At 38.8% G+C, this 18,824-nt stretch carries 16 protein-coding genes and 1 tRNA gene; 7 read left to right on the forward strand and 10 right to left on the reverse strand.

From position 1 onward, the window contains the following. Positions 1-30 precede the first annotated feature (30 nt). Positions 31-225: a hypothetical protein gene (locus E4N74_RS08600; RefSeq protein WP_044977605.1), complete on the reverse strand. Its 195-nt coding sequence runs from the start codon at positions 223-225 to the stop codon at positions 31-33. Positions 226-494: 269 nt separating this feature from the next. Between E4N74_RS08600 and E4N74_RS08605 the strand changes: the two genes are divergently transcribed. Both E4N74_RS08605 and E4N74_RS08610 read left to right on the forward strand, forming a co-directional pair. Continuing rightward, positions 495-2,096 carry a CTP synthase gene (locus E4N74_RS08605; RefSeq protein WP_255817237.1) on the forward strand — a complete coding sequence of 534 codons (1,602 nt, stop codon included), beginning with the start codon at positions 495-497 and terminating at the stop codon, positions 2,094-2,096. Positions 2,097-2,173: 77 nt separating this feature from the next. Then, positions 2,174-4,978 carry an ankyrin repeat domain-containing protein gene (locus tag E4N74_RS08610; protein ID WP_255817238.1) on the forward strand — a complete coding sequence of 935 codons (2,805 nt, stop codon included), beginning with the start codon at positions 2,174-2,176 and terminating at the stop codon, positions 4,976-4,978. Between the two features lie 57 nt (positions 4,979-5,035). Here E4N74_RS08610 and E4N74_RS08615 read toward each other — a convergent pair whose 3' ends face one another. The 3 genes from E4N74_RS08615 to E4N74_RS08625 all read right to left on the reverse strand — a co-directional run bounded on the left by E4N74_RS08615 (position 5,036) and on the right by E4N74_RS08625 (position 10,892). Then, positions 5,036-7,159 carry a vWA domain-containing protein gene (locus tag E4N74_RS08615; protein WP_044977608.1) on the reverse strand — a complete coding sequence of 708 codons (2,124 nt, stop codon included), beginning with the start codon at positions 7,157-7,159 and terminating at the stop codon, positions 5,036-5,038. 70 nt (positions 7,160-7,229) lie between these two features. Next, positions 7,230-9,935, reverse strand: coding sequence for a transcription elongation factor GreA (gene greA / locus E4N74_RS08620; protein WP_044977609.1), 2,706 nt, complete (start codon positions 9,933-9,935; stop codon positions 7,230-7,232). 18 nt (positions 9,936-9,953) lie between these two features. Beyond that, complete coding sequence (locus tag E4N74_RS08625) at positions 9,954-10,892, reverse strand: tetratricopeptide repeat protein (RefSeq protein WP_255804987.1); 939 nt, start codon at positions 10,890-10,892, stop codon at positions 9,954-9,956. A 169-nt stretch (positions 10,893-11,061) separates the two neighbouring features. Between E4N74_RS08625 and E4N74_RS08630 the strand changes: the two genes are divergently transcribed. From E4N74_RS08630 to E4N74_RS08645, 4 genes are all read left to right on the forward strand, one after another. Continuing rightward, positions 11,062-11,988: a hypothetical protein gene (locus tag E4N74_RS08630; protein WP_044977611.1), complete on the forward strand. Its 927-nt coding sequence runs from the start codon at positions 11,062-11,064 to the stop codon at positions 11,986-11,988. A gap of 45 nt (positions 11,989-12,033) precedes the next feature. Next, positions 12,034-12,774, forward strand: a complete 741-nt coding sequence (locus E4N74_RS08635; protein ID WP_255804988.1) for a YggS family pyridoxal phosphate-dependent enzyme — start codon at positions 12,034-12,036, stop codon at positions 12,772-12,774. Continuing rightward, positions 12,755-13,567 carry a DUF4097 domain-containing protein gene (locus tag E4N74_RS08640; RefSeq protein ID WP_255817239.1) on the forward strand — a complete coding sequence of 271 codons (813 nt, stop codon included), beginning with the start codon at positions 12,755-12,757 and terminating at the stop codon, positions 13,565-13,567. The genes E4N74_RS08635 and E4N74_RS08640 overlap by 20 nt, the downstream gene beginning before the upstream one ends. Before the next feature lie 167 nt (positions 13,568-13,734). Further along, positions 13,735-13,808: transfer RNA gene (locus tag E4N74_RS08645), tRNA-Ile, on the forward strand. Positions 13,809-13,929: 121 nt separating this feature from the next. Here E4N74_RS08645 and E4N74_RS08650 read toward each other — a convergent pair. The 4 genes from E4N74_RS08650 to E4N74_RS08665 all read right to left on the reverse strand — a co-directional run bounded on the left by E4N74_RS08650 (position 13,930) and on the right by E4N74_RS08665 (position 16,408). Beyond that, the gene (locus tag E4N74_RS08650; protein WP_044977614.1) at positions 13,930-14,643 is read right to left on the reverse strand and encodes a DUF5714 domain-containing protein; all 714 of its coding nucleotides are present in this window, start codon (positions 14,641-14,643) and stop codon (positions 13,930-13,932) included. A 72-nt stretch (positions 14,644-14,715) separates the two neighbouring features. Continuing rightward, positions 14,716-15,465 carry an ABC transporter permease gene (locus E4N74_RS08655; RefSeq protein WP_255817240.1) on the reverse strand — a complete coding sequence of 250 codons (750 nt, stop codon included), beginning with the start codon at positions 15,463-15,465 and terminating at the stop codon, positions 14,716-14,718. After that, positions 15,462-16,187, reverse strand: a complete 726-nt coding sequence (locus E4N74_RS08660) for an ABC transporter ATP-binding protein (RefSeq protein WP_044977616.1) — start codon at positions 16,185-16,187, stop codon at positions 15,462-15,464. Before E4N74_RS08660 ends, E4N74_RS08655 begins: the two co-directional genes overlap by 4 nt. Next, complete coding sequence (locus E4N74_RS08665; protein ID WP_044979668.1) at positions 16,184-16,408, reverse strand: AbrB/MazE/SpoVT family DNA-binding domain-containing protein; 225 nt, start codon at positions 16,406-16,408, stop codon at positions 16,184-16,186. Before E4N74_RS08665 ends, E4N74_RS08660 begins: the two co-directional genes overlap by 4 nt. Positions 16,409-16,579: 171 nt before the next feature. Here E4N74_RS08665 and E4N74_RS08670 point away from each other — a divergent pair, with 171 nt between their 5' ends. Next, entirely contained in the window at positions 16,580-16,945 is a 366-nt protein-coding gene (locus E4N74_RS08670) for a TIGR02328 family protein (protein WP_044977617.1), read from the forward strand. Positions 16,946-16,979: 34 nt separating this feature from the next. Here E4N74_RS08670 and E4N74_RS08675 read toward each other — a convergent pair whose 3' ends face one another. Both E4N74_RS08675 and E4N74_RS08680 read right to left on the reverse strand, forming a co-directional pair. Further along, positions 16,980-17,897, reverse strand: coding sequence for an SPFH domain-containing protein (locus tag E4N74_RS08675; RefSeq protein ID WP_044977618.1), 918 nt, complete (start codon positions 17,895-17,897; stop codon positions 16,980-16,982). Continuing rightward, positions 17,890-18,819, reverse strand: a complete 930-nt coding sequence (locus E4N74_RS08680; RefSeq protein WP_255817241.1) for an SPFH domain-containing protein — start codon at positions 18,817-18,819, stop codon at positions 17,890-17,892. The genes E4N74_RS08675 and E4N74_RS08680 overlap by 8 nt, the downstream gene beginning before the upstream one ends. Positions 18,820-18,824: the final 5 nt, after the last annotated feature.

Genomic DNA, 18,824 nt, shown 5'->3' on the forward strand with positions numbered 1-18,824 from the left:
GAAAGTATAACTTTAGGTTTTAAAGATTCCCTATATCTTTTTAGAATCATTTAGATACTTTATTAACAAGTTCGGCCTGCAATTAAAAGGCTTTATCCCGTATCGGAATCTTTCGGGATGCTCTTTTGCTGCTTTTAAAAAAAGTTTTATTCTTTTTTCTATAAAAACTTTTTCAGCTATTTTGCTGTTTTTCTCCATATCCGGTTTGTCTTTACTTTTACACATACATTTACCCCACAAGTTTTTGTTTTTATACATAATTTAATATTTACGGTACTATTTAGGCAGGATATTTGTTTGTATAAATTTAAATGCACCACTTTTAATATCTTTAAGCATCGGCAAATTTAATTTTTATTTTAGGGCATCGTGTAAAAACCTTGTTAAATAGTTGTATCGGTACCCTTGCGAATAAATGAAAAATAGGTTATACTAAAGCACGGTTGGAAGCCGACAAGAGGCTCAGCCGTTTTTTTTTTGGTCGGGAGAAAATTATGAAATCTAAATTTATTTTTATAACAGGCGGAGTTGTTTCATCTTTAGGCAAGGGCCTAACGGCAGCTTCTATAGGAATGCTTTTAAAAAGCCGCGGATATTCCGTAGTCAATCAAAAATTCGATCCTTACTTAAACGTGGATCCGGGCACTATGAACCCCTACCAACACGGTGAAGTCTTTGTTACGGAAGACGGGGGCGAAACGGATCTAGATCTAGGACATTATGAAAGATTTACCGATGTTCCCTTGCATAAATTCAACAGTACCTCAGCCGGAAAAGTTTATCTTGCCATCTTGGACAGGGAAAGAGCCGGAGGCTATAACGGCGGAACCGTCCAAGTTGTTCCCCATGTTACCGACGAAATCCAATCCCGAATCATAGGAACAGCCGAACAAACGGAAGCCGACTTTGTTATTTCCGAAATAGGCGGTACTGTGGGAGATATAGAAGCCCTCCCCTTTATCGAAGCTATCCGCCAAATCAGGTACACCGTCGGAAAAGAAAACTGCATGTTCGTTCACTTAGGTCTTTTACCCTATCTAAAAGAATGCGGCGAAATCAAAACAAAGCCGATGCAGCACAGCGTAAAAGAGCTTTTGAGTTTCGGTATCCAGCCGGACATTCTAATTTGCCGAAGCGAAAAACGCCTTTCAAAACCGGTAAGAGAAAAATTAAGCCTTTTTTCCAACATCCCGCAGGATGCAATAATCGAAAATTTGACGGCAAAGTCTATCTACGAGGTTCCTTTAATGCTGGAAGAAGCGGGCCTTGGGAAGGTTTTGTGCAAACTATTCAATATCGAAAACAAAAAACCTAATCTTGAAGAATGGAAAAAAATGGTGCAAACCTACTACAAGCCCGAAAAAGAAATAACCATAGCCCTCGTCGGAAAATATGTAGAGCTCCCCGATGCCTATCTAAGCGTTGTAGAGGCCTTAACTGCGGCAGGTATTTACCATAAGACTTCAATCAAACTTATTTGGATCGATTCAAAAAAAATAGAAACCAAAGATGACGCAGCAGCCTTTTTAAAGGATGCAGACGGTATTATAGTGCCGGGAGGTTTCGGTGACCGAGGTATCAACGGAATGCTTTTAACGGCTCAATTCGCCCGCGAAAATAAAATTCCATATTTCGGAATTTGCTTAGGTATGCAGATTGCGGCTATCGAATACGCCCTAAACGCCCTGCATATTGAAGAAGCAAATTCTTCCGAATTCGATAAAAATGCAAAAAATCCGGTTATCGACCTGATGCCCGATCAAAAAGATGTAAAAATCGGCGGAACCCTCCGGCTAGGCCTTTACAGATGTATGATAACGGAAGGAACTCTTGCAGAAAAAGCCTATAAATCCCACGAAATTAAGGAAAGACACCGCCACAGATATGAGTTTAACAATATTTATAGAGAAAAATTTAATAATTCGGATATGGTCTTTTCCGGCTTTAATCCTGAACGTAACTTGGTAGAAATTGTTGAGCTAAAAAGCCATCCTTGGTTTGTGGCTGTTCAATTCCATCCGGAATTTGCTTCAAGGCCTAATAAGCCTCATCCCTTGTTTAGGGATTTTATTGAAGCTGCAGTTCAAAATAAGTAAAACATTCCTCTCTTTTAATCACCATTCTAAAGAGAATTTGATTAAAGCCGATATTAAAGCGGGGAGACTATACGCTTATGCAAAATATTATTCTTAAAACCAAAAAATTATTTAAACTCGCATTTATTTTAGTTTTAATTGCGGTAAATCTTATGTCATGTAAAACAACGCCTGCACCAAAAGAAGAAACTTTAATTGATCTTATAAAAGCAGGAAAATCGGAAGAATTACAGGAAAGACTTAACGGTTCTGCCGTAAATATGAGGGATGAGGATGGGAATACCCTTTTACATATCGCAGCTATTAAAAACGATACTGTAATTGTGCGCCTTTTAATAAATATGGACGCTGATCTGGAAGCACAAAATAACACGGGAGCAACACCTCTTCAAGCAGCTCTAAACAATTCGGCCTATGATGCCGTTAAGGTTCTAGTTGAATACAACGCAAATATATTTGCTAAAGATAATGAGGGCGAAAAGCCTTTCGATACAGCCTGTAAAAAAAATGTTTCCAATTTAATTTTGACGGCTCAAACCGTAAAGCAAAAAGATGAAAATCAAAACACAGCCCTGCATCTTGCAGTAGAAGCATTGGATAAACAACTTACGGAACAAATTTTAGCTATAGTCTCCCCCGGAACAGAATATAATGAAGAGGATTTAAGCCCCCTCGGCATAGCCTACAAATACACTGATTCCGAAACAGCCGCCGAAATCGCTTCTATGCTTTTACTTGCCGGCATACACCCGATGGGAAAAGACTTTGCCGAATTCGAAACAGCCTCCCTTGCCCGAAATTATTCAATGCGTTTCGGAGACGGTGAAACCCTGCTTCATATTTTTGCAAGAAAAGGTTATACGGGATTTTTAAACTTTTTAATTAAAAATAAAGTTCCAATCGATGTAAAAGATATTTCAAGCTCAACGGCAATGCAGGAAGCCGTTTATAGCGGAAAAGTAGAAGCTGCTATATTGCTTTTACAAGCCGGAGCCGATCCCAATAGCCGTAACTCCTCAGGAAACACAGCCCTCCATTTGGTTATGCCGGAGGCCTCACGCTCAAAACTATTTAATGAGCTTATTACTGCGGGAGCCAATCCTAATCTAAAAGATAACTATGGTGAAACACCTCTCCACATTGCAGCCCGAATCGGTATGGATGATGATATTCTCGACCAGCTCCTAAAATCCGGTGCCGACATAAATGAGAGAAATAAAAAGGGACAAACACCTCTTCTTTTAGCCATAGAACGGAACCAAACACAGCAAGTAGATTTTTTAATAAATCATGGCGCCGATATTCATGCAGAGGATAAGTCAGGAGAATCAGCCTTTATCCATTCATTAAGTATGGGACTGCCCATGGTCGAACATGTTGTTACCGAAAAAAACAGTGCCGACAGAGATTCCGAAGGGTCAACCCCTCTTCATTTAGCTGTAAGTCATAGGGCAAGTTCCGATATTATTTATTATTTGGTAGAAAAAAACAGCTTGATAAATACACGTGATAAGCTGGGGAACACGCCCCTTCATATCGCAGTCGAAAAAAACTACCGTGAAGCAGGCGAAATATTGATAGCAAATAATGCCGATATATTTTATGCAAACTTAAGCGGTGAAAGTCCCTTAAAATTTGCTATGACCTTAGGGGACGGCAGAGAAGATTGGATGATAAATTCGCATACAATAGGCGCTAAGGATGGAGCAGGAAATACCCCCCTTCACCTTGCAGCCGAATGGCAGATTGTTCCAATGATGATCTATCTGCTCGATAAAGGAGCCGATATAAATTCACGGAATGCAAATAACGAAACACCTCTTTTTAGTGCAGTAAAGTCGGACAATCCATCGGTTTTAAAAACATTACTTAAAAACGGAACGAACAAAAAAGCCGACATAGATGCCAGAGATTTTATGGGGAATACGATTTTGCATGCCGCAGTAAGATGGTCAGCATATAAATCCGCAGATTTTATTTTAAGCAATGACGCTGATGAATATGCAAAACTTTTAAATGCAAAAAACTTTGCAGGAAAAACGGTTTTACATGAAGCCGCAAAACAGGGAGAAATAAGGTTTATAAATATATTTTTAAAGGCTAAGGTAGACGTAAATTCAGCGGACGAAACAGGAAAGTCTCCTTTATCTGAAGCTGTCCTTGCAAATCAAACCGAAGCTATAGAATTATTATTAAAAAACGGCGCCTCCCCCGTTCAACAGGATATGTACGGCAGGACGCCCCTTCATGAAGCTGTAGAAATTTCTGAAAAAAGCCTTATTCTTGTACGTGCCGCAGGAGGCAACCCTTTAGCCCGTGATGCCTATGGAAAAACACCCTTTATACTTGCTCTGAATAAAAATATAAAAACCGTAGATATTGTGTTGGGCAATGACAGTCTTTTAACTGACACTGACGGAGATACGCCATTACACATAGCCGTAAAAGAAAAAGTAAGACCGGACTACTTCCAAATAATTATAAAAAAAGGCTATCCTATAAATAAAAGAAACAAAAACGGAGAAACGGCTGTTTTACTTGCAGTCCAAAACAACCAAAAAGAAAGCACAAGGACTCTTTTAGCCGAAGGGGCAAATCCTTTTATCGTAAACAATAAAGGTATATCGGCAATAACGGAAATCTTTACAAATCATACCGATTTTGTTCCGATTGCGGCAGAATTCTCTTTAAAACAGACCGATACGCTTGGTGACGGTATAGTCCATTATGCAGCTAAATTTGCAGATATGCAAACGGTCAAAGATTTAATAAGCATTACCGGAATAGACATTTATGCAAAAAACACCGCAGGTGAAACGCCTTATCAGGTTGCCCTCAGATGGAATAGGCCCGAGATAGCCGAATTGCTAAAAACCGAATAAAAAAAAGCCTGCAAGCCTAAAGACTTGCGGGCTTTTTTTATAATTATAAAACAGCAGCTAATCGTACTTAATCGATGTTAAAATACTATTTAACTTTTCAGTCGGATTCTCATATTCCCTAAAGGTAAAGTATACATGATATCCTTTATCCGATACAATGGTAACTGTTTTACCGATACAGTTATTTATAACATTCGACTTTTCATATGGAAAATATTTAGGCTTAAGAATAGCCAGATGATAATCTTGACCGTCATACCTAACTTGGGCCAAATGAGAAGGGAACGGGACCAAGAAGATTAAGAAGTTATCCGTCTTACCTCCCCCTATTGTCAAACTGGTTCCGGGTTTCATTATGTGGATATTCCGTCTTCCTATATTTCTATTTTGATTTAAAACATAAATTTCAGTCATACCTGACTGATTACGCTTTATTTCGACTGTCTCAAAAAAGTTAGCCGGAGACATATATGTGCCTCTCGGTTCCTTTACTGCAAAAGAAGCCGCCAGAACACGCCTTCGCAATATCTCATCATCTTGTTTTTGGGCTGCAACACGATCCAAGTTATCCGCAGAATACATGGAACTTCCGTCCCCTGCAAAGTTTTTGGTTTCAGAATATATAGAAGTATTCGATGAAGAGCTAAAAGCATTTAAGCGGTTTGCATGGTCATCTTCTTCAGAAAGCTGATGAGGATAGCGTTTATCTTCTTCTTGGTAATTAAGCTGATTATTTGCAGAGGCATAACGGACATTATTACCTGTAGAGCTTGAGCCTCGTCTTCGCACAAAGAATATAATCAAAAATATCACAAGAAGCAATAAAAGAATTCCAAGGAGAATTAACCAAATACCGTTAGATTCTTTTAGTTTTTGGAAGGTTGTCGGGAATACGGACAAGGATGTTTCAAGAACTTGAGGTAAAACTCTCTTTCCTTCCTCAAATTCTAAACGCATAATTATATTGTAATTACCGTCTTTGTATTCGGGCGGAAGCACGGCCGACACTCTTATCGGAACATTTTTTTCACCCGATTTTATCTTTGTATTCTGTGAATCGACAGGTATGGTATTTATATTTACCCCATTATCAATTACAATGTGTGTTAAATGGAGTTCTATATCTTCCTCGGAGTTATTTGTAACGTCAAAAGAAAAGTCAAGCTTATTCCCGTGAGCTTCAAGCCCCCCTTCGGGGAATCTTACCAACGGTAGGTTTTCGGCATTGTCCGTAATTGTAAACTTGTCATTTTTATCCTTAGAAAGCTCGCTGCTTGAAGCCCCGGATGCATCCTTAAAAGCTTTTGAAACATCTGTAAGACTTTCTCCGCTTGAGCTGCCTTGACCCGAACCCGAATCTGAAGAACTGCCGCCTGCTCCTCCCGTACTGCCGGAAGAGCCGCCGCCTGATGCGCCGCTGCTTGTTCCGCCATTATTTACTGAAGAGCCGCCCGTTCCTCCCGTACTGCCGGAAGAGCTGCCGCCTGATGTGCCGCTGCTTGTTCCGCCATTATTTGCTGAAGAGCCGCCGGCACTATTGGAATTCTCGGAACCGGCCATACCCGCTGCACCGCCAGAAACACCTGAATCACCCGGATTATAAAATTCTTCGCCATCCAATCCTCGTATTACGGCATCGGCAGGATAAGGAAGTTTAACATAATAAACTTTCCAGCCTCTTTTTCTAATACTTCCTGCGAGGAGCCCTATTTCATTTTTTATCTGATCATCGGTATAATTTTTATACGGGCTTGAAGCAGGAGGATTAAAAATTCCATCCGAGATTATAATTAATATTTTCTCTTTTGTTTCAGGCAAATTTGAACCGTATTGTCGGGCATATTGAAGCCCCGTTAAAAAATCGGAACTCTTACCTAAGTGGTATAAAAGTAAAAACCTTGAAACAACACGGGAAATATCCTTTTCGCTATTAATTTTTTGAGACATTTCATAACGGGCATCCGCATTAAAGGACAAAACATGAACGGTATCACCCCTTCTTACAAATTTATCGTTAATTTCCGTCAAAACACGATTGTTAATATCCTCGTAATATGGAAGAATCGTACCGGATGTGTCCATTAAGATTACAATTTCTGCATTTGTTTTAGGCGGGGTCTGTGCAAGAATAGGTACAAAAAGAACGAATAAAAACAAACACAGCAAAACTCGTTTAAACATTTTTTCCTCCTTCGGAATACAGCTATGGGGACTGAGCTCCTAAACTAAAGACCTCAATGCCCCAACTGAATTATTTTAAATTCGCAATAGCAATATCTATAATCTTATAGCTCCTTTTTTCATCATTTACTTCAAATTCAACCTCTTCTCCTTTTTTGCGGTTAAACAAACCGTTTCCCAAGGGAGACATATAAGAAATTATACCGTTTGCAGGATCCGATTCCCATGGGCCTAAAATTGTATACTCTTCTTCTTCATTTGTCAAATTGTTTAGAATTTTTACCTTACTGCCGAAGTAGACCTTCTTTGCAGTAGCAGTCGTAGGATCGAAAATTTGAGCTCTATCAAGTTCATCCTGCAATCTGGTAAGAGCATTGCTCAAGCGGGACTGCTCTTCTTTTGCAGCCTTGTACTCTGCATTTTCACGCAAGTCTCCGAGAGAAAGAGCAAAGCCGATATCTTTTGCATTTTGCGGAATTTTAACATCTCTGATTTCAATAAGCTCTTTATTTTTAAGATCAAGCATCTTGGCAGTAACAATCAAGCCGTGAGCGGTAACGCTCTTTTCTTCAATATCAAAGAATTTAAAGTCCTTATGTTTTTCAACAATTTTAGCCCTAATATTCATTTTAACCATTGGGTCAAGGTCTTTAATATCCCCTATGAGAGTATAAAGTCTCGTTATTGTATCTACATCGCTTTCAATTATAAAGTTTTGCAAGAGTTCATCCTTGCCGAACAGAATTGTGTGAACCTGATGGTTGATTTTTCGGTTTTCGGTTGTATTTCTTCTTGAAGCAATTTCTCTGTATGTAATATCAAGAATGTGTATGAGCACTATAAGCTGCTGCTCTAAACTGATATCAAGTTCTTTAAACCATTCTTCTTCTTGAATATTTTTAAAGAACCAAATAACCGCGCTTCGATAAATTCGGTAGTTTTCAAAACAGTCCTTGACCAAATTCTTTACATCATCGGTAGATCCGGCTTCTATTAACGCATCCAACATTTCTGAAGATAATACGGTAGGAAACAGTTTGATATATTCTTTTTCCCAATTCGGAATAAGATTTTTTATGTATCTTAAGAATTTTTGACGAAGAGTTTGTCCTTTTATTGAAACCTTATCCTTTATTTGAGAATAAACTTCCATAGGATCTTCAATGCGGCTGTAAAGCTCTGCAAAGTTATATTGTTTTACGGCAGATATAAGCTGCTTGTCGGCAATAAATTCTTTAACAAGAATATAGGCGCAAACAACCTGCTCATTTACCTGACTAAAGGCCTTTAAGAAGCCCTCAAAATAGTCAAGCATTTCCCGGAAAGTATCGGATTCGTCATCACAATTTTCGGAGGTATCATAGGCATTAAGAAGCTCAATTCTGGCAAAAAAGCTCTTTTGAGCCTTAAATTCGTTTGAAAGTTTTTCTTCTGCGGCAATTGGGCGCTCACGCACAGTGTAAAAATCAATATTATCGGGATTTATACCGAACATAGGATTTTCTTTTAGGACTTTTCTAGCTTTTGTATTCCAGCTTGTCCATTCGCCTGTAGTTAAAAGCGAGGGAACAATTTCCTGTTTAATCCTTTTCATATCGCAGTTATTATCAAAGCTCTTTATGATAGTCTTCAACGTCCACTCGGGGTCTCCCTTGATTTTTTTTGCAAGAACTTCTTTGCTTATTGTAGATTTTAATACCCAGATATGTTCCTTATCTAAAATTTGGAGGGCGGTAATTCCCATTTTAAGGCTCATACTGTGCCCTCGTTTTTTTGCAAAATCTATCACTAAGCCGTCATCTTTGATTGAAGCAATGCGTCCTACACCCCAAGTACGATGGAATACAAAGGAGCCCGTATCAAAAGAAATATGCTTTTCAAAGTCTGCAATAGCATCAAATACGGGACGCCAAGGCTGGCTTAAATCCGAAACCTTAATACATTCCGCAAGCTGGCTGTGATCTTTATACTTATTTTTAAAGCATTCAATAATTTCTTCACGCGCCCAGCTGTCTTTTTCATCATAGGAAAGAATTAGTTTTAAAATATCTATACAAATATCCCAGTTTTCATTATCCCTGTAATATTGATAAACATCCTGCATCAATATGAAATTTCGACCGCTGTCCATAATGGCGGTAATTTTAGCTTGTATTCGGAAGAAAAAATCTATTTCATCGGGGATTAGGGTTACCAGTTTTGACCAGATTTCTTTTATACCGTTTATTTGTTTACGGTTGATAAAACGATAAAGGGCTTTTTTATAATATTCAATTGATTTTTCAGTATTTCCGTCTTTTTCGTATTTTTCGGCCAAAAGTTTTGCAATTTCGGCTTCATCATAATCTATCTTGACCAAGCGTTCCCAAATATCATAAAGGTCTTCGCTTCCGGCAGCCTTATAGCAGTCGGCTAGAGTACGGAGGGCAAATTTAGACTCTCCATACTCAAGTACCTTTTTACAAAGATATTCGACTATTTGTGTTCGATGGTTGTCGGTAAATATTCCTATTAAGTTTACAACATTTGAATCGTCCAAGAGCTGACTTGAAAGGGATATTATACTTGAAATATAAAGAGCTATTATACTGTTTTTTGTGTGTGTTAAATGTTCATCACATATTTCCTTGATTTCGTCCACAACATTTTCTTTTTTTGCTGTAGATACTAATTTATATAGATCTTCAAAATTCTTTGTTGTGTAGTTACCTATAGCTGCTCTAGTCCATTTTTCTTCATTGAGCATCTCTATCAATTGTTTTTGTATATCAGACATAAATCCTCCGAAAATATGCTATCTCATATAGCAATTATATATATTTTGATCCAATACCTTTATTCTTAAAAGCAAGTCATCTATTTTTGACTTGTTTTCATTTACACTTACATAATGGTCAATCAGCCAAAAGTAATGGTTTATTAACCGCGGTACAAGTTTGTTTTTTTGCTCTTGAGAGGCATTTTGAACCTCACCTTCCATCAAAAAGATGTTTTGCTTCAACTGTCCTACTTCAAAAGCTCTAAGTTCCCGTTTTACATTAAAAATTCCGTCAAGAACACCGTAAACGGGAACCCAATCGGCAATTTCTTCAGCCTTATAACCAAGACTATTGACTTTATGGATGAGCCTATTAATAATTTCCGATTCGAGAAATTGCATCTCAATCCCGTCAGGATCGATAAAAAAGGCCTCTCTAAAAAAAGCCTTTGCAAATTTTATTTCTCCATAAAGGGCATAACAATCGGCTAAGTCGGCTAAAACGGCACCCGAATTCTTGTCGATCTCGGCGGCATACTTCAAAAACTCAAGTGCCTTTTCATAATTTCCGAGAACCTTATAGCAAAGCCCGATTTTACGATACGGTTCAGAATCAGGCAGCTCCGAATCTTCATTAAAAAGATCGGCGTAAAACTCCAATGCAATCGTAAAAACGGCACATTTCAAAGAATATATGATTGATTCTTTTTCTTCGCCTTGGCGGCGGATGTAGGACAAAAAAGGTTTCCACTGCGAAATCATCATCTCAGCCCTTTCTAAGGGTGTTGAAGCTTTTTTTGCTCTTTCTAACTTATCATCCCAAAAGCGAACACCCTTTAGAGTATAGACAATTTCTGCATTTTCCAAGTCATCCTTCAACAGCCTTTCAAGTTCGGCATAGGTTCCCTTAAGGTCTCCTTGCTTGAGGATGCTTAATGCCTTGTTCAATTTACTCTGTACAGGTCTTTCAGTCATAATATTCTCAAGTTGTTATTGTACATCAAAAAACGATTTTAGTCAATTGAGCGAGATGGCTGTAGATATTCAATCTAATTTTAATATAATTTTACTTGGAAAATGATGCAAAGTGTGTTATAATTAACCGTAACTTAATTTTAATCAACAGCTAGGGGGAAATTTTTATATGAAAAAGGCCGTCACATTGGTTATGATAAGCCTTGTGCTTTTTGCGGGTTTTAATTCTCTGCTTTTTGCAGAGGACACTGTAACAATCAAAACGCTCTTTAAGCTCTTACCTGAAAAGGTATTAAAGCCTGTTTTTGACAATTTTAACTTGGATACGGCACGCAGGGATTCGTACATTGAGGTCTGCGATGATGAAAACCGATATTTGAGCCTTAAAAGCGAGTACGGTTTTGAAATGTGCTATTGGGATGTAAAAGGCGGTAAAAAGCTTATTTTGGTAAGCTACGGCGGTGCCGGGCCTGAGGTCTTTTACCTTTACAATAAAGGCAAATTTTCCGAGACAAATGATTTCGGCATAAAAGCAATAAAAGAACAGGTAAAAAAAAGCCCTGCACTTGAAGGTATGAATGATTTGATACGTTTTTATCCGCTGCGGGACAATACTTCGCTTGCGGTAATGATAAACCAGCTTGATTGTATGATTTTTAAGTGGAAAAATGAAAAATTTGTCCGCATTAACGATTATGTGCTAAAAGAAACCGATGATGAGTCAGATATTTACAATATATTATTGAGCGGTTTTGTAAAAGCTCTTAATGCCCATGATGCGGCTTTTTGTTTGCAGTATATTAAACCTGACTATATCGCATTCCAATGTATGGATATGCTCCAAGGACGGACGGAACAATTTATTTGTGAGCTTATTGCAGGTCAAAACGAAGATTCCGAATATATTGAACCGCATAGCCTAAAAGATATAAAAAAAGCAAGCTACAGCTTAAATGATGAGTTCGGCTTTATTATTACCATCGAACTTATCGACGGACGTACCTATACCTATTTTCCTATGATTGAAGGGTTTGAAGAGGCTGAAATATATGGGCTTCCAATTCAATATCTTTATCTTGTAGGAGCTAGGGGATAAGCCTAAAGGAATTGATATTTACTGTAAAAAGTTTATGGAGGAAAAATGAAAGACGATATTAAAATAAATTTGGAAGAAGTGCACAGACGGATGGAAGAGGCTTGTAAGGCCTGCGGAAGAAATATAAAAGAGGTAAGACTTCTTATGGCAACAAAGACCGTTACACCGGAAAGAATCTTAAAGGCCTTTGAATACGGTGAACTTTTAATAGGCGAAAACAAGGTTCAAGAGCTATGTGAAAAGTATGAGCCTCTTTCATCGGTAAAACATGAAACCCATTTTATAGGGCATTTGCAAACCAATAAGATTAAGGACGTAATAAAATATGCCGACTGCATTGAATCTGTTGACAGGCTGGACCTAGCTGAAAAGCTTAACAAAAGACTTGAATCCGAAGGGAAAGCCATGGATATTTTAATTCAAGTAAATACCTCCCAAGAAGAAAGCAAATTCGGATGTAAGCCTGAAGAAGCTCTAGCTCTAACCGAAAAAATTGCAAAACTTCCCTGCTTAAAAATAAAAGGCCTTATGACAATAGGACTTTTTTCCGATGATATGGATAAGGTGAGACTTTGTTTTAAGCTCCTGCAAAAAATTCGAAAAGAAATAACCGAAAAAAACATTCCCAATGTTTCGATGGAGGTTGTTTCTATGGGAATGACGGGAGATCTTGAAGTTGCTATCGAAGAAGGCTCAACCCTAATAAGAGTAGGTACGGCAATTTTCGGCAAAAGAAATTATCCCGATTCCTATTATTGGAACGAAAATGCAAAAATTGAAGGTTAAACTTTTTGGTTTATGTTTTTTTTCTCTTTTTATATTTTACTCCTTTGCCCAAGATTTTGACTCTTTGACAAGGGTTCAAAAAAGGGTTGTAAACATAGAAGCTGCCGTATCGGAAGTCGATATTTTTATAAGCGCCTATGACGGGGACACAATAGCCTATAAAGCGGAGCTCAGTGCGGGAACAAAACTTTCGATAGTTGAACATAAAAAGAAGTTAAGGTTTACCGAGATAAAACCGGCAAGCGGAAAACTTTTTATCTATGTTCCGAAAGATTTTTTACTTGAATCATGCAGAATTCTTGCAACTCATTCTTCCATAAAAATTGAAGGCATAAAAGCCGTCCATTTTTCGGTTTCGGGGAATTTTAATACTGTAGAAGTAATAAACTCAAGACTAAAAAACAGTCTGGTTTCTCTTTCAAACGGCAGCCTTACCTTTAATAACGGGATTGTAACTGCGGCAGACTTTTGCTTAAACACCTCAAAGGCAAAAATCGAAATAGCCGAACAAAAGGCGGATTGCAACCTTTTTGTAACAAAACAAAAATGTGAAAAGTTCTTATATGAGGGGGAAGCATATACCGATAGAATCTTAGCCCTTTCGCCGTCCAAGCCTAAAAAATTTATCTCGATGAGTGCCTCTTTTTCGGACATTGACCTAGCCTTTTCGGCACCTTTAAAAGAACCGGCAGAAAAATTCGATAAATACGGAGTCAGCGAATTCGGCCCCGCCCCCTCCCCCAATTTGGTAAATAACGAAGCAAATATACTCGAATCCGGAAATAGACGATAAAAAAGGACTAAGGATGTATATTCATTAACCGCCATGGACGGCGGTGGTTCCAACTTCGAGAGTTTTGCTTATGCAAAACTCTAAGATGAAAAAGGACTAAGGATGTACATTTTTCATCAACCGATTGACAAATTTTTAAGTTTTTGATATACTCAAAACTCTTTTAAGGGCCCATAGCTCAGTTGGTTAGAGCAGCGGACTCATAATCCGCGGGTCGCCGGTTCAAGTCCAGCTGGGCCCACTTTTCCTATCATTTAAAATTGAACAGCTGAATAAAATATCAATTTTGGAAGCTGTTCAATTCCGGCGTTTTAATGGAAGGACTTTCAATAATCCTAACAACGTGGAGATGAATTAATAATTTATACAAAAAAAGCCTCTTGAAAAGCAATTTTTCTTCTAAACGGACATCTATCACCTATACATTGGTTGTTCTGTTCGTAGTGTGTACAGTGTATTTCTGACTTCTCCATATTTATATTAAAAGCTTCTTTAACAAAATCTATAGCCTTAAGCAAAGATATGTAAGAGTCTCTTTTGCAGCATCTTGGTCCGCCGATATTTCCTATTGCTTCAAGTGATTTAGAAGTCATTCTATTTGAAAGTCCCCATGGTTCATTCTCAAGCGGTGTAGATTTTGAAATAATGGAAACAAACATGCCTGTACTTATTCCTGCGCCGCAGGCTCCCCAAAATCCGCAAACTCCGCCCGGAACACTTTTCCCCCGCTTTTGCATTTCAATGAGATCTTGTTCTAAATCAATATCTCCTCCTGCATTTTTATATGCTGTCAGCAATGCAGACCCGACCATTACATGATGTTCGGGTCCATGCATATGACAAAATGGGGCAGCCATCAGCTTTTCAATAATTTCAATAGGATTCTTACTTTTTTCGTTTAAACAGATGCCTATAATTGAATCCATACCTTTTGTATGGCATTCATTACATACATAATGGCCTTTTTTACATTTGGTTTTACTTAATTCTTTTTTTCGGCAGAGCGAACACTCCATCATTTCATCGTATTCGAGATACTGTAGTGCAGCCTTACATACTATGCATTCGTCTTTCATATTGTTCAACTCCTTTTTTTCTGTTGTAACATTTTTTAAATAAAGCCTATGCCTTAGATATTCCGATTTGATTTATACTTTCTCACCGTTTATCCTGCGTTGAAAGACAATGATAGCAAGAACGAAGATAACTACCGTATAAATCATTACAACAGTCAAATGAAAAAGAACATCACCTAAATTACTGCTTAAGGTTGACCTTATCGCTTCCGCACTATGATAAAAGGGCAGAATATTTGTTATTGCTTTAAAGGCTCCGCCTATTAGATCAATCGGAATAAATACTCCTGATAACCATCCGGCAACATTTGTTAACAAGGCTCCGCAAACGCCCCCGACAGCCTTATCACTCATAAGACTGCCGAAAAGCAGTCCTGTTCCCACGAACAATAGAGATGTCAAAGCTGTTACAATAATCGCAAACAAAAAGTGAATAGTTATTTCAAGACCGAAAGCTCCCGCAGCGAATAAGGTTATCGCTGCCTGCGCTATCGTCATAGCGAGCATGGGCAAAGTGTAGCCCAAAATAAAATCTACGGAAGTCATAGGAGAAGTAAACAAACGCATTAAGAAAGATGAGGTACGGTCTTTTGATAGCAGCATACCGGCAAATAATGCCATAAATACGCTCCCAAACATTGCCAGGCCGGGCGCAAGATTTCTTATTTCAAACATAGGATTTCCGGCTTCAGGGGGAATAGCATTATTGATAATGGATAGTAGTACCAACAGTATGAGAGGAAATCCCAGACCGAAAAAGAAATTGATGGGATCCCGCAAAACTTCTTTTGTATTTCTTTTTGCAAATAAAAGTATTCTCATAGCACACCTCCTGAAAGCGCAACAAAGGCATCCTCCAGCTTGGCCGTATCGGTTTGCATAGTTAATTCCGCTACCGTGCCCATTGCCGTTAACTTGCCTTTTGACATTATTCCGACACGGTCAGACAGTGTTTCAACTTCATCCATATAATGTGTTGTCAGAATGATCGTCACTTTTCCTTTTAACGCTTTAATGGATGCCCATAGCTCACGTCGAGCCAACACATCAAGACCTAGGGTCGGCTCATCAAGAAATAAAATCTGCGGATCTGAAATCAGAGCCATTGCAATAGAAAGGCGCCTCTGCATACCTCCCGATAAGAGTTTTGCTTTTTTGTTCAATTCATTTTCCAATTTGAATTTTTGAGCTATCTCGTAAGCGTTTTTCTTTGCTGTTTTACTGTCTTGCCCGTAGATTCCCGCAATAAGTTCCAAGTTTTCTAAAACCGATAAATTAGCGGCTACCGCTGTTTCCTGAGGCGAGATATTGATTTTTTTCTTTATTGCACGGGGGTCAGAAATAATACTGTTACCAAGCAATAAGGCATCGCCGCTCGTGGGCTTTATTAGGCAAGAAAGCATTTTAATCGTTGTGGTTTTCCCGGCTCCGTTTACACCAAGTAAGGCAAACAATTCGCCATGCTCAACAGTTAAATTAAGATTATCTACAGCAACTATATTGCCGTATTTTTTTGTAAGCTGTGAGGTTGCAATGGCTCTCATTTTTCGTCCTCCTTTGGTACATTGCCTCCAAAAATATTTTCGATAATACTTGCGAACATATTTTTAGGCGGAATGGCGATTCCTTGATTTATATCTCCCAACACAATCAAGGTATCCCCTGGATTAATGTTGAAAACATCACGGGCTTCTTTCGGTATAACAAATAGCCCTTTCTCTCCAACTTTAACCGTCCAAGCATATTTTCCTTTTGGATAATCCATATTTAAAGTACAATTTGTATGATTTATAATATAAATATAAGATAATTTACTTTTCATGTCAATAAACTATCGGCATAAATTTAATAAAGAACTTGACTATGAACTCCTAATGATATATTCTCTTTTTATGATTAATATCAAACCGGATATTACTTTGAAGGATGGGGAAATATGAGACTATGGCATGAAGACATGATCGGCAAACTGCCGCGGCAACAGCTTTTGGGGCAGCATAGGGAATGCTGCGCCTTGCGTGGAAACGGCTGGGGCAGACCACATGCGACCGTCAACTATGTGTTTAATTATTCTCCCTATCTTCTCTATCGCTACCACCGGCTCATTATGGAGGAGATGCAGCAGCGAGGATATAAGGTAAGCCCTGAATGGCTGGACAAGAACTACCGAGGCAAGACCTGCCCTGCCTATGATAATTTGAAGGCTGTTAAAGTACGGAAGCCCATCTATGCCGAACATAACGGCAGCTATTATCTTGAGTGTATAGATAATTTGCAGGGCAAGGGAATTAAACTGGAATAAAAAATGCACTGCAAAAATTGCAGTGCATAAAAAATTATCGGATTATTTCTTCGGCCATGTCGATGGTCATTTTCTTTATGTCTGTAAAATCTGCGGACATAATTATCTTTGTTTTTTCATCGATAGAACTTAAAGCGTTTATCCATTCTTGCGAAACGGTGAGTTTTGCAGCTTCCATACCGCCTTGAATTTGGGTAGAAGCGGCAATTTTTTTAATACCGTCGGCAGTGGCTTCGGCAACGGCAACAATTTCCCGAGCCTGGCCTTCCGCCTCGTTTATCATTTTTTCTTTTTCACCTTCGCTTATGTTTACGGCTTCTTCATAAGCCGCCCTTGAAAGATTGATAACGGTTTCCATCTCTCCGACCGAGTGGGCTATTTCTGCCCGCTTTTCTCTTTCGGCCTTCATCTGGTTTTCCATGGCATCCATAATAGAATCGGAAACTCTTATGTTTTGAATCTCGTAACGGGTAACCTTTACGCCCCAAGGATCCGAAGCTTCATCTACGGCCTTTACAACCTGAGCGTTTATCTGTTCCCGTGCTTCAAAGGTGTCATCCAAATCCAGCTGTCCTACTACAGAACGCATGGTCGTCTGTGCAAGCAAGATAGTTGCATAGCGGTAATCTCGTATACCGTAGCTTGCCTTAATCGGATCAAAGACTTGAAGATAGAGGATTCCGTCAATACGTACCTGAACGTTGTCCTTGGTAAAACAGTCTTGGGCGGGAACATCTATAGCCTGTTCCTTTAGATTCTGCTTGTATTTTACCCTATCCAAAAACGGAAATAGAATATGAAAACCGGCATCCAATGTTGCGTGATACTTGCCTAAGCGTTCTACAATTAGGGCAACCTTATGCGGAACGATGCGGATGCTTCTAAAAAGAGCAACAATAAAAACTATTGCAATAACTGCTGCAATAATAATCGGGATTATAAAATTAAGCATTTTGACCTCCCTCTATGACCTTCACTCCCTTCCCTGCATTTTTAATAATGTCGGTAAAGGCTGCAAGGCCTGCAATGTTTTCGGGGTAAACCGAAACATTGGATTTTTTAATAATGTGCTCGAACCTTTGGATATAGTTTTCGGCAAGACGGATACCCATAGCCGTTCTTCCTCCCGGCTGAGAAAGGGCATCTGCAATCAAACGCAAACCTTCGGCTGTCGCATTACTCGTTATTTCGATAGCCTTTGAGCGGCCTTCGGCAAGATTTATCCTTCGCTGTTTTTCGCCCATAGCCTTGTTTATGGCTTCTTTCTTTTTACCCAAAGAAATATTTATTCGGGATTGCTGTTTTCCTTCACTGGAAAGAATGTTAGCCCTCTTTTCACGTTCAGCTCTCATCTGTCTTTCCATAGCTTCAAGGATTGTGCGGGTAGGCGTAATATCCCGTATTTCGTAGCGGGTAACCTTTATACCCCAGTTGTCTGAAGCCTCGTCTAAGGCCTTTACTATACTGTCATTTAAGCCTTCTCTTCCGCAAAAGGTTTTGTCAAGTTCCAGCTTTCCAATTTCGCTTCTCATAGTTGTCTTTGCAAGCTGGGTAACGGCATAGCGGTAATTATCTATTCCGTAGCTGGCTTTAACCGGATCGAATATTTTTAAATAAAGAATCCCGTCAACCTGCACCTGAACGTTATCGGCTGTGATACAAACTTGAGGGTCTACATCCAAGGCTTCTTCCTTTAGGTTTTGCTTATAAGCAATTCTGTCTATAAACGGGGTTAAGATATGGAAACCCGCAGTAAGAGTCCGCGAATATTTTCCAAGTCTTTCAATAACATAACTTTCTTGTTCAGGCACTACAACGGCTATCGAAAATAAAATAATAACCGCTACGACCAGAGCAACATATAAAGCTATCATCAGCA

Origin of the sequence: Treponema putidum, from assembly GCF_024401155.1 — a bacterium.
Classification (GTDB): domain Bacteria; phylum Spirochaetota; class Spirochaetia; order Treponematales; family Treponemataceae; genus Treponema_B; species Treponema_B putidum.

Coding starts and splice junctions, on each gene's coding strand:
- greA (WP_044977609.1), bottom strand. CDS start 9,935: ATGTCTGATATACAAAAACAATTGATAGAGATGCTCAATGAAGAAAAA.
- E4N74_RS08600 (WP_044977605.1), bottom strand. CDS start 225: ATGTGTAAAAGTAAAGACAAACCGGATATGGAGAAAAACAGCAAAATA.
- E4N74_RS08655 (WP_255817240.1), bottom strand. CDS start 15,465: ATGAGAATACTTTTATTTGCAAAAAGAAATACAAAAGAAGTTTTGCGG.
- E4N74_RS08670 (WP_044977617.1), top strand. CDS start 16,580: ATGAGACTATGGCATGAAGACATGATCGGCAAACTGCCGCGGCAACAG.
- E4N74_RS08630 (WP_044977611.1), top strand. CDS start 11,062: ATGAAAAAGGCCGTCACATTGGTTATGATAAGCCTTGTGCTTTTTGCG.
- E4N74_RS08660 (WP_044977616.1), bottom strand. CDS start 16,187: ATGAGAGCCATTGCAACCTCACAGCTTACAAAAAAATACGGCAATATA.
- E4N74_RS08665 (WP_044979668.1), bottom strand. CDS start 16,408: ATGGATTATCCAAAAGGAAAATATGCTTGGACGGTTAAAGTTGGAGAG.
- E4N74_RS08605 (WP_255817237.1), top strand. CDS start 495: ATGAAATCTAAATTTATTTTTATAACAGGCGGAGTTGTTTCATCTTTA.
- E4N74_RS08675 (WP_044977618.1), bottom strand. CDS start 17,897: ATGCTTAATTTTATAATCCCGATTATTATTGCAGCAGTTATTGCAATA.
- E4N74_RS08640 (WP_255817239.1), top strand. CDS start 12,755: ATGCAAAAATTGAAGGTTAAACTTTTTGGTTTATGTTTTTTTTCTCTT.
- E4N74_RS08615 (WP_044977608.1), bottom strand. CDS start 7,159: ATGTTTAAACGAGTTTTGCTGTGTTTGTTTTTATTCGTTCTTTTTGTA.
- E4N74_RS08625 (WP_255804987.1), bottom strand. CDS start 10,892: ATGACTGAAAGACCTGTACAGAGTAAATTGAACAAGGCATTAAGCATC.
- E4N74_RS08680 (WP_255817241.1), bottom strand. CDS start 18,819: ATGATAGCTTTATATGTTGCTCTGGTCGTAGCGGTTATTATTTTATTT.
- E4N74_RS08650 (WP_044977614.1), bottom strand. CDS start 14,643: ATGAAAGACGAATGCATAGTATGTAAGGCTGCACTACAGTATCTCGAA.
- E4N74_RS08610 (WP_255817238.1), top strand. CDS start 2,174: ATGCAAAATATTATTCTTAAAACCAAAAAATTATTTAAACTCGCATTT.
- E4N74_RS08635 (WP_255804988.1), top strand. CDS start 12,034: ATGAAAGACGATATTAAAATAAATTTGGAAGAAGTGCACAGACGGATG.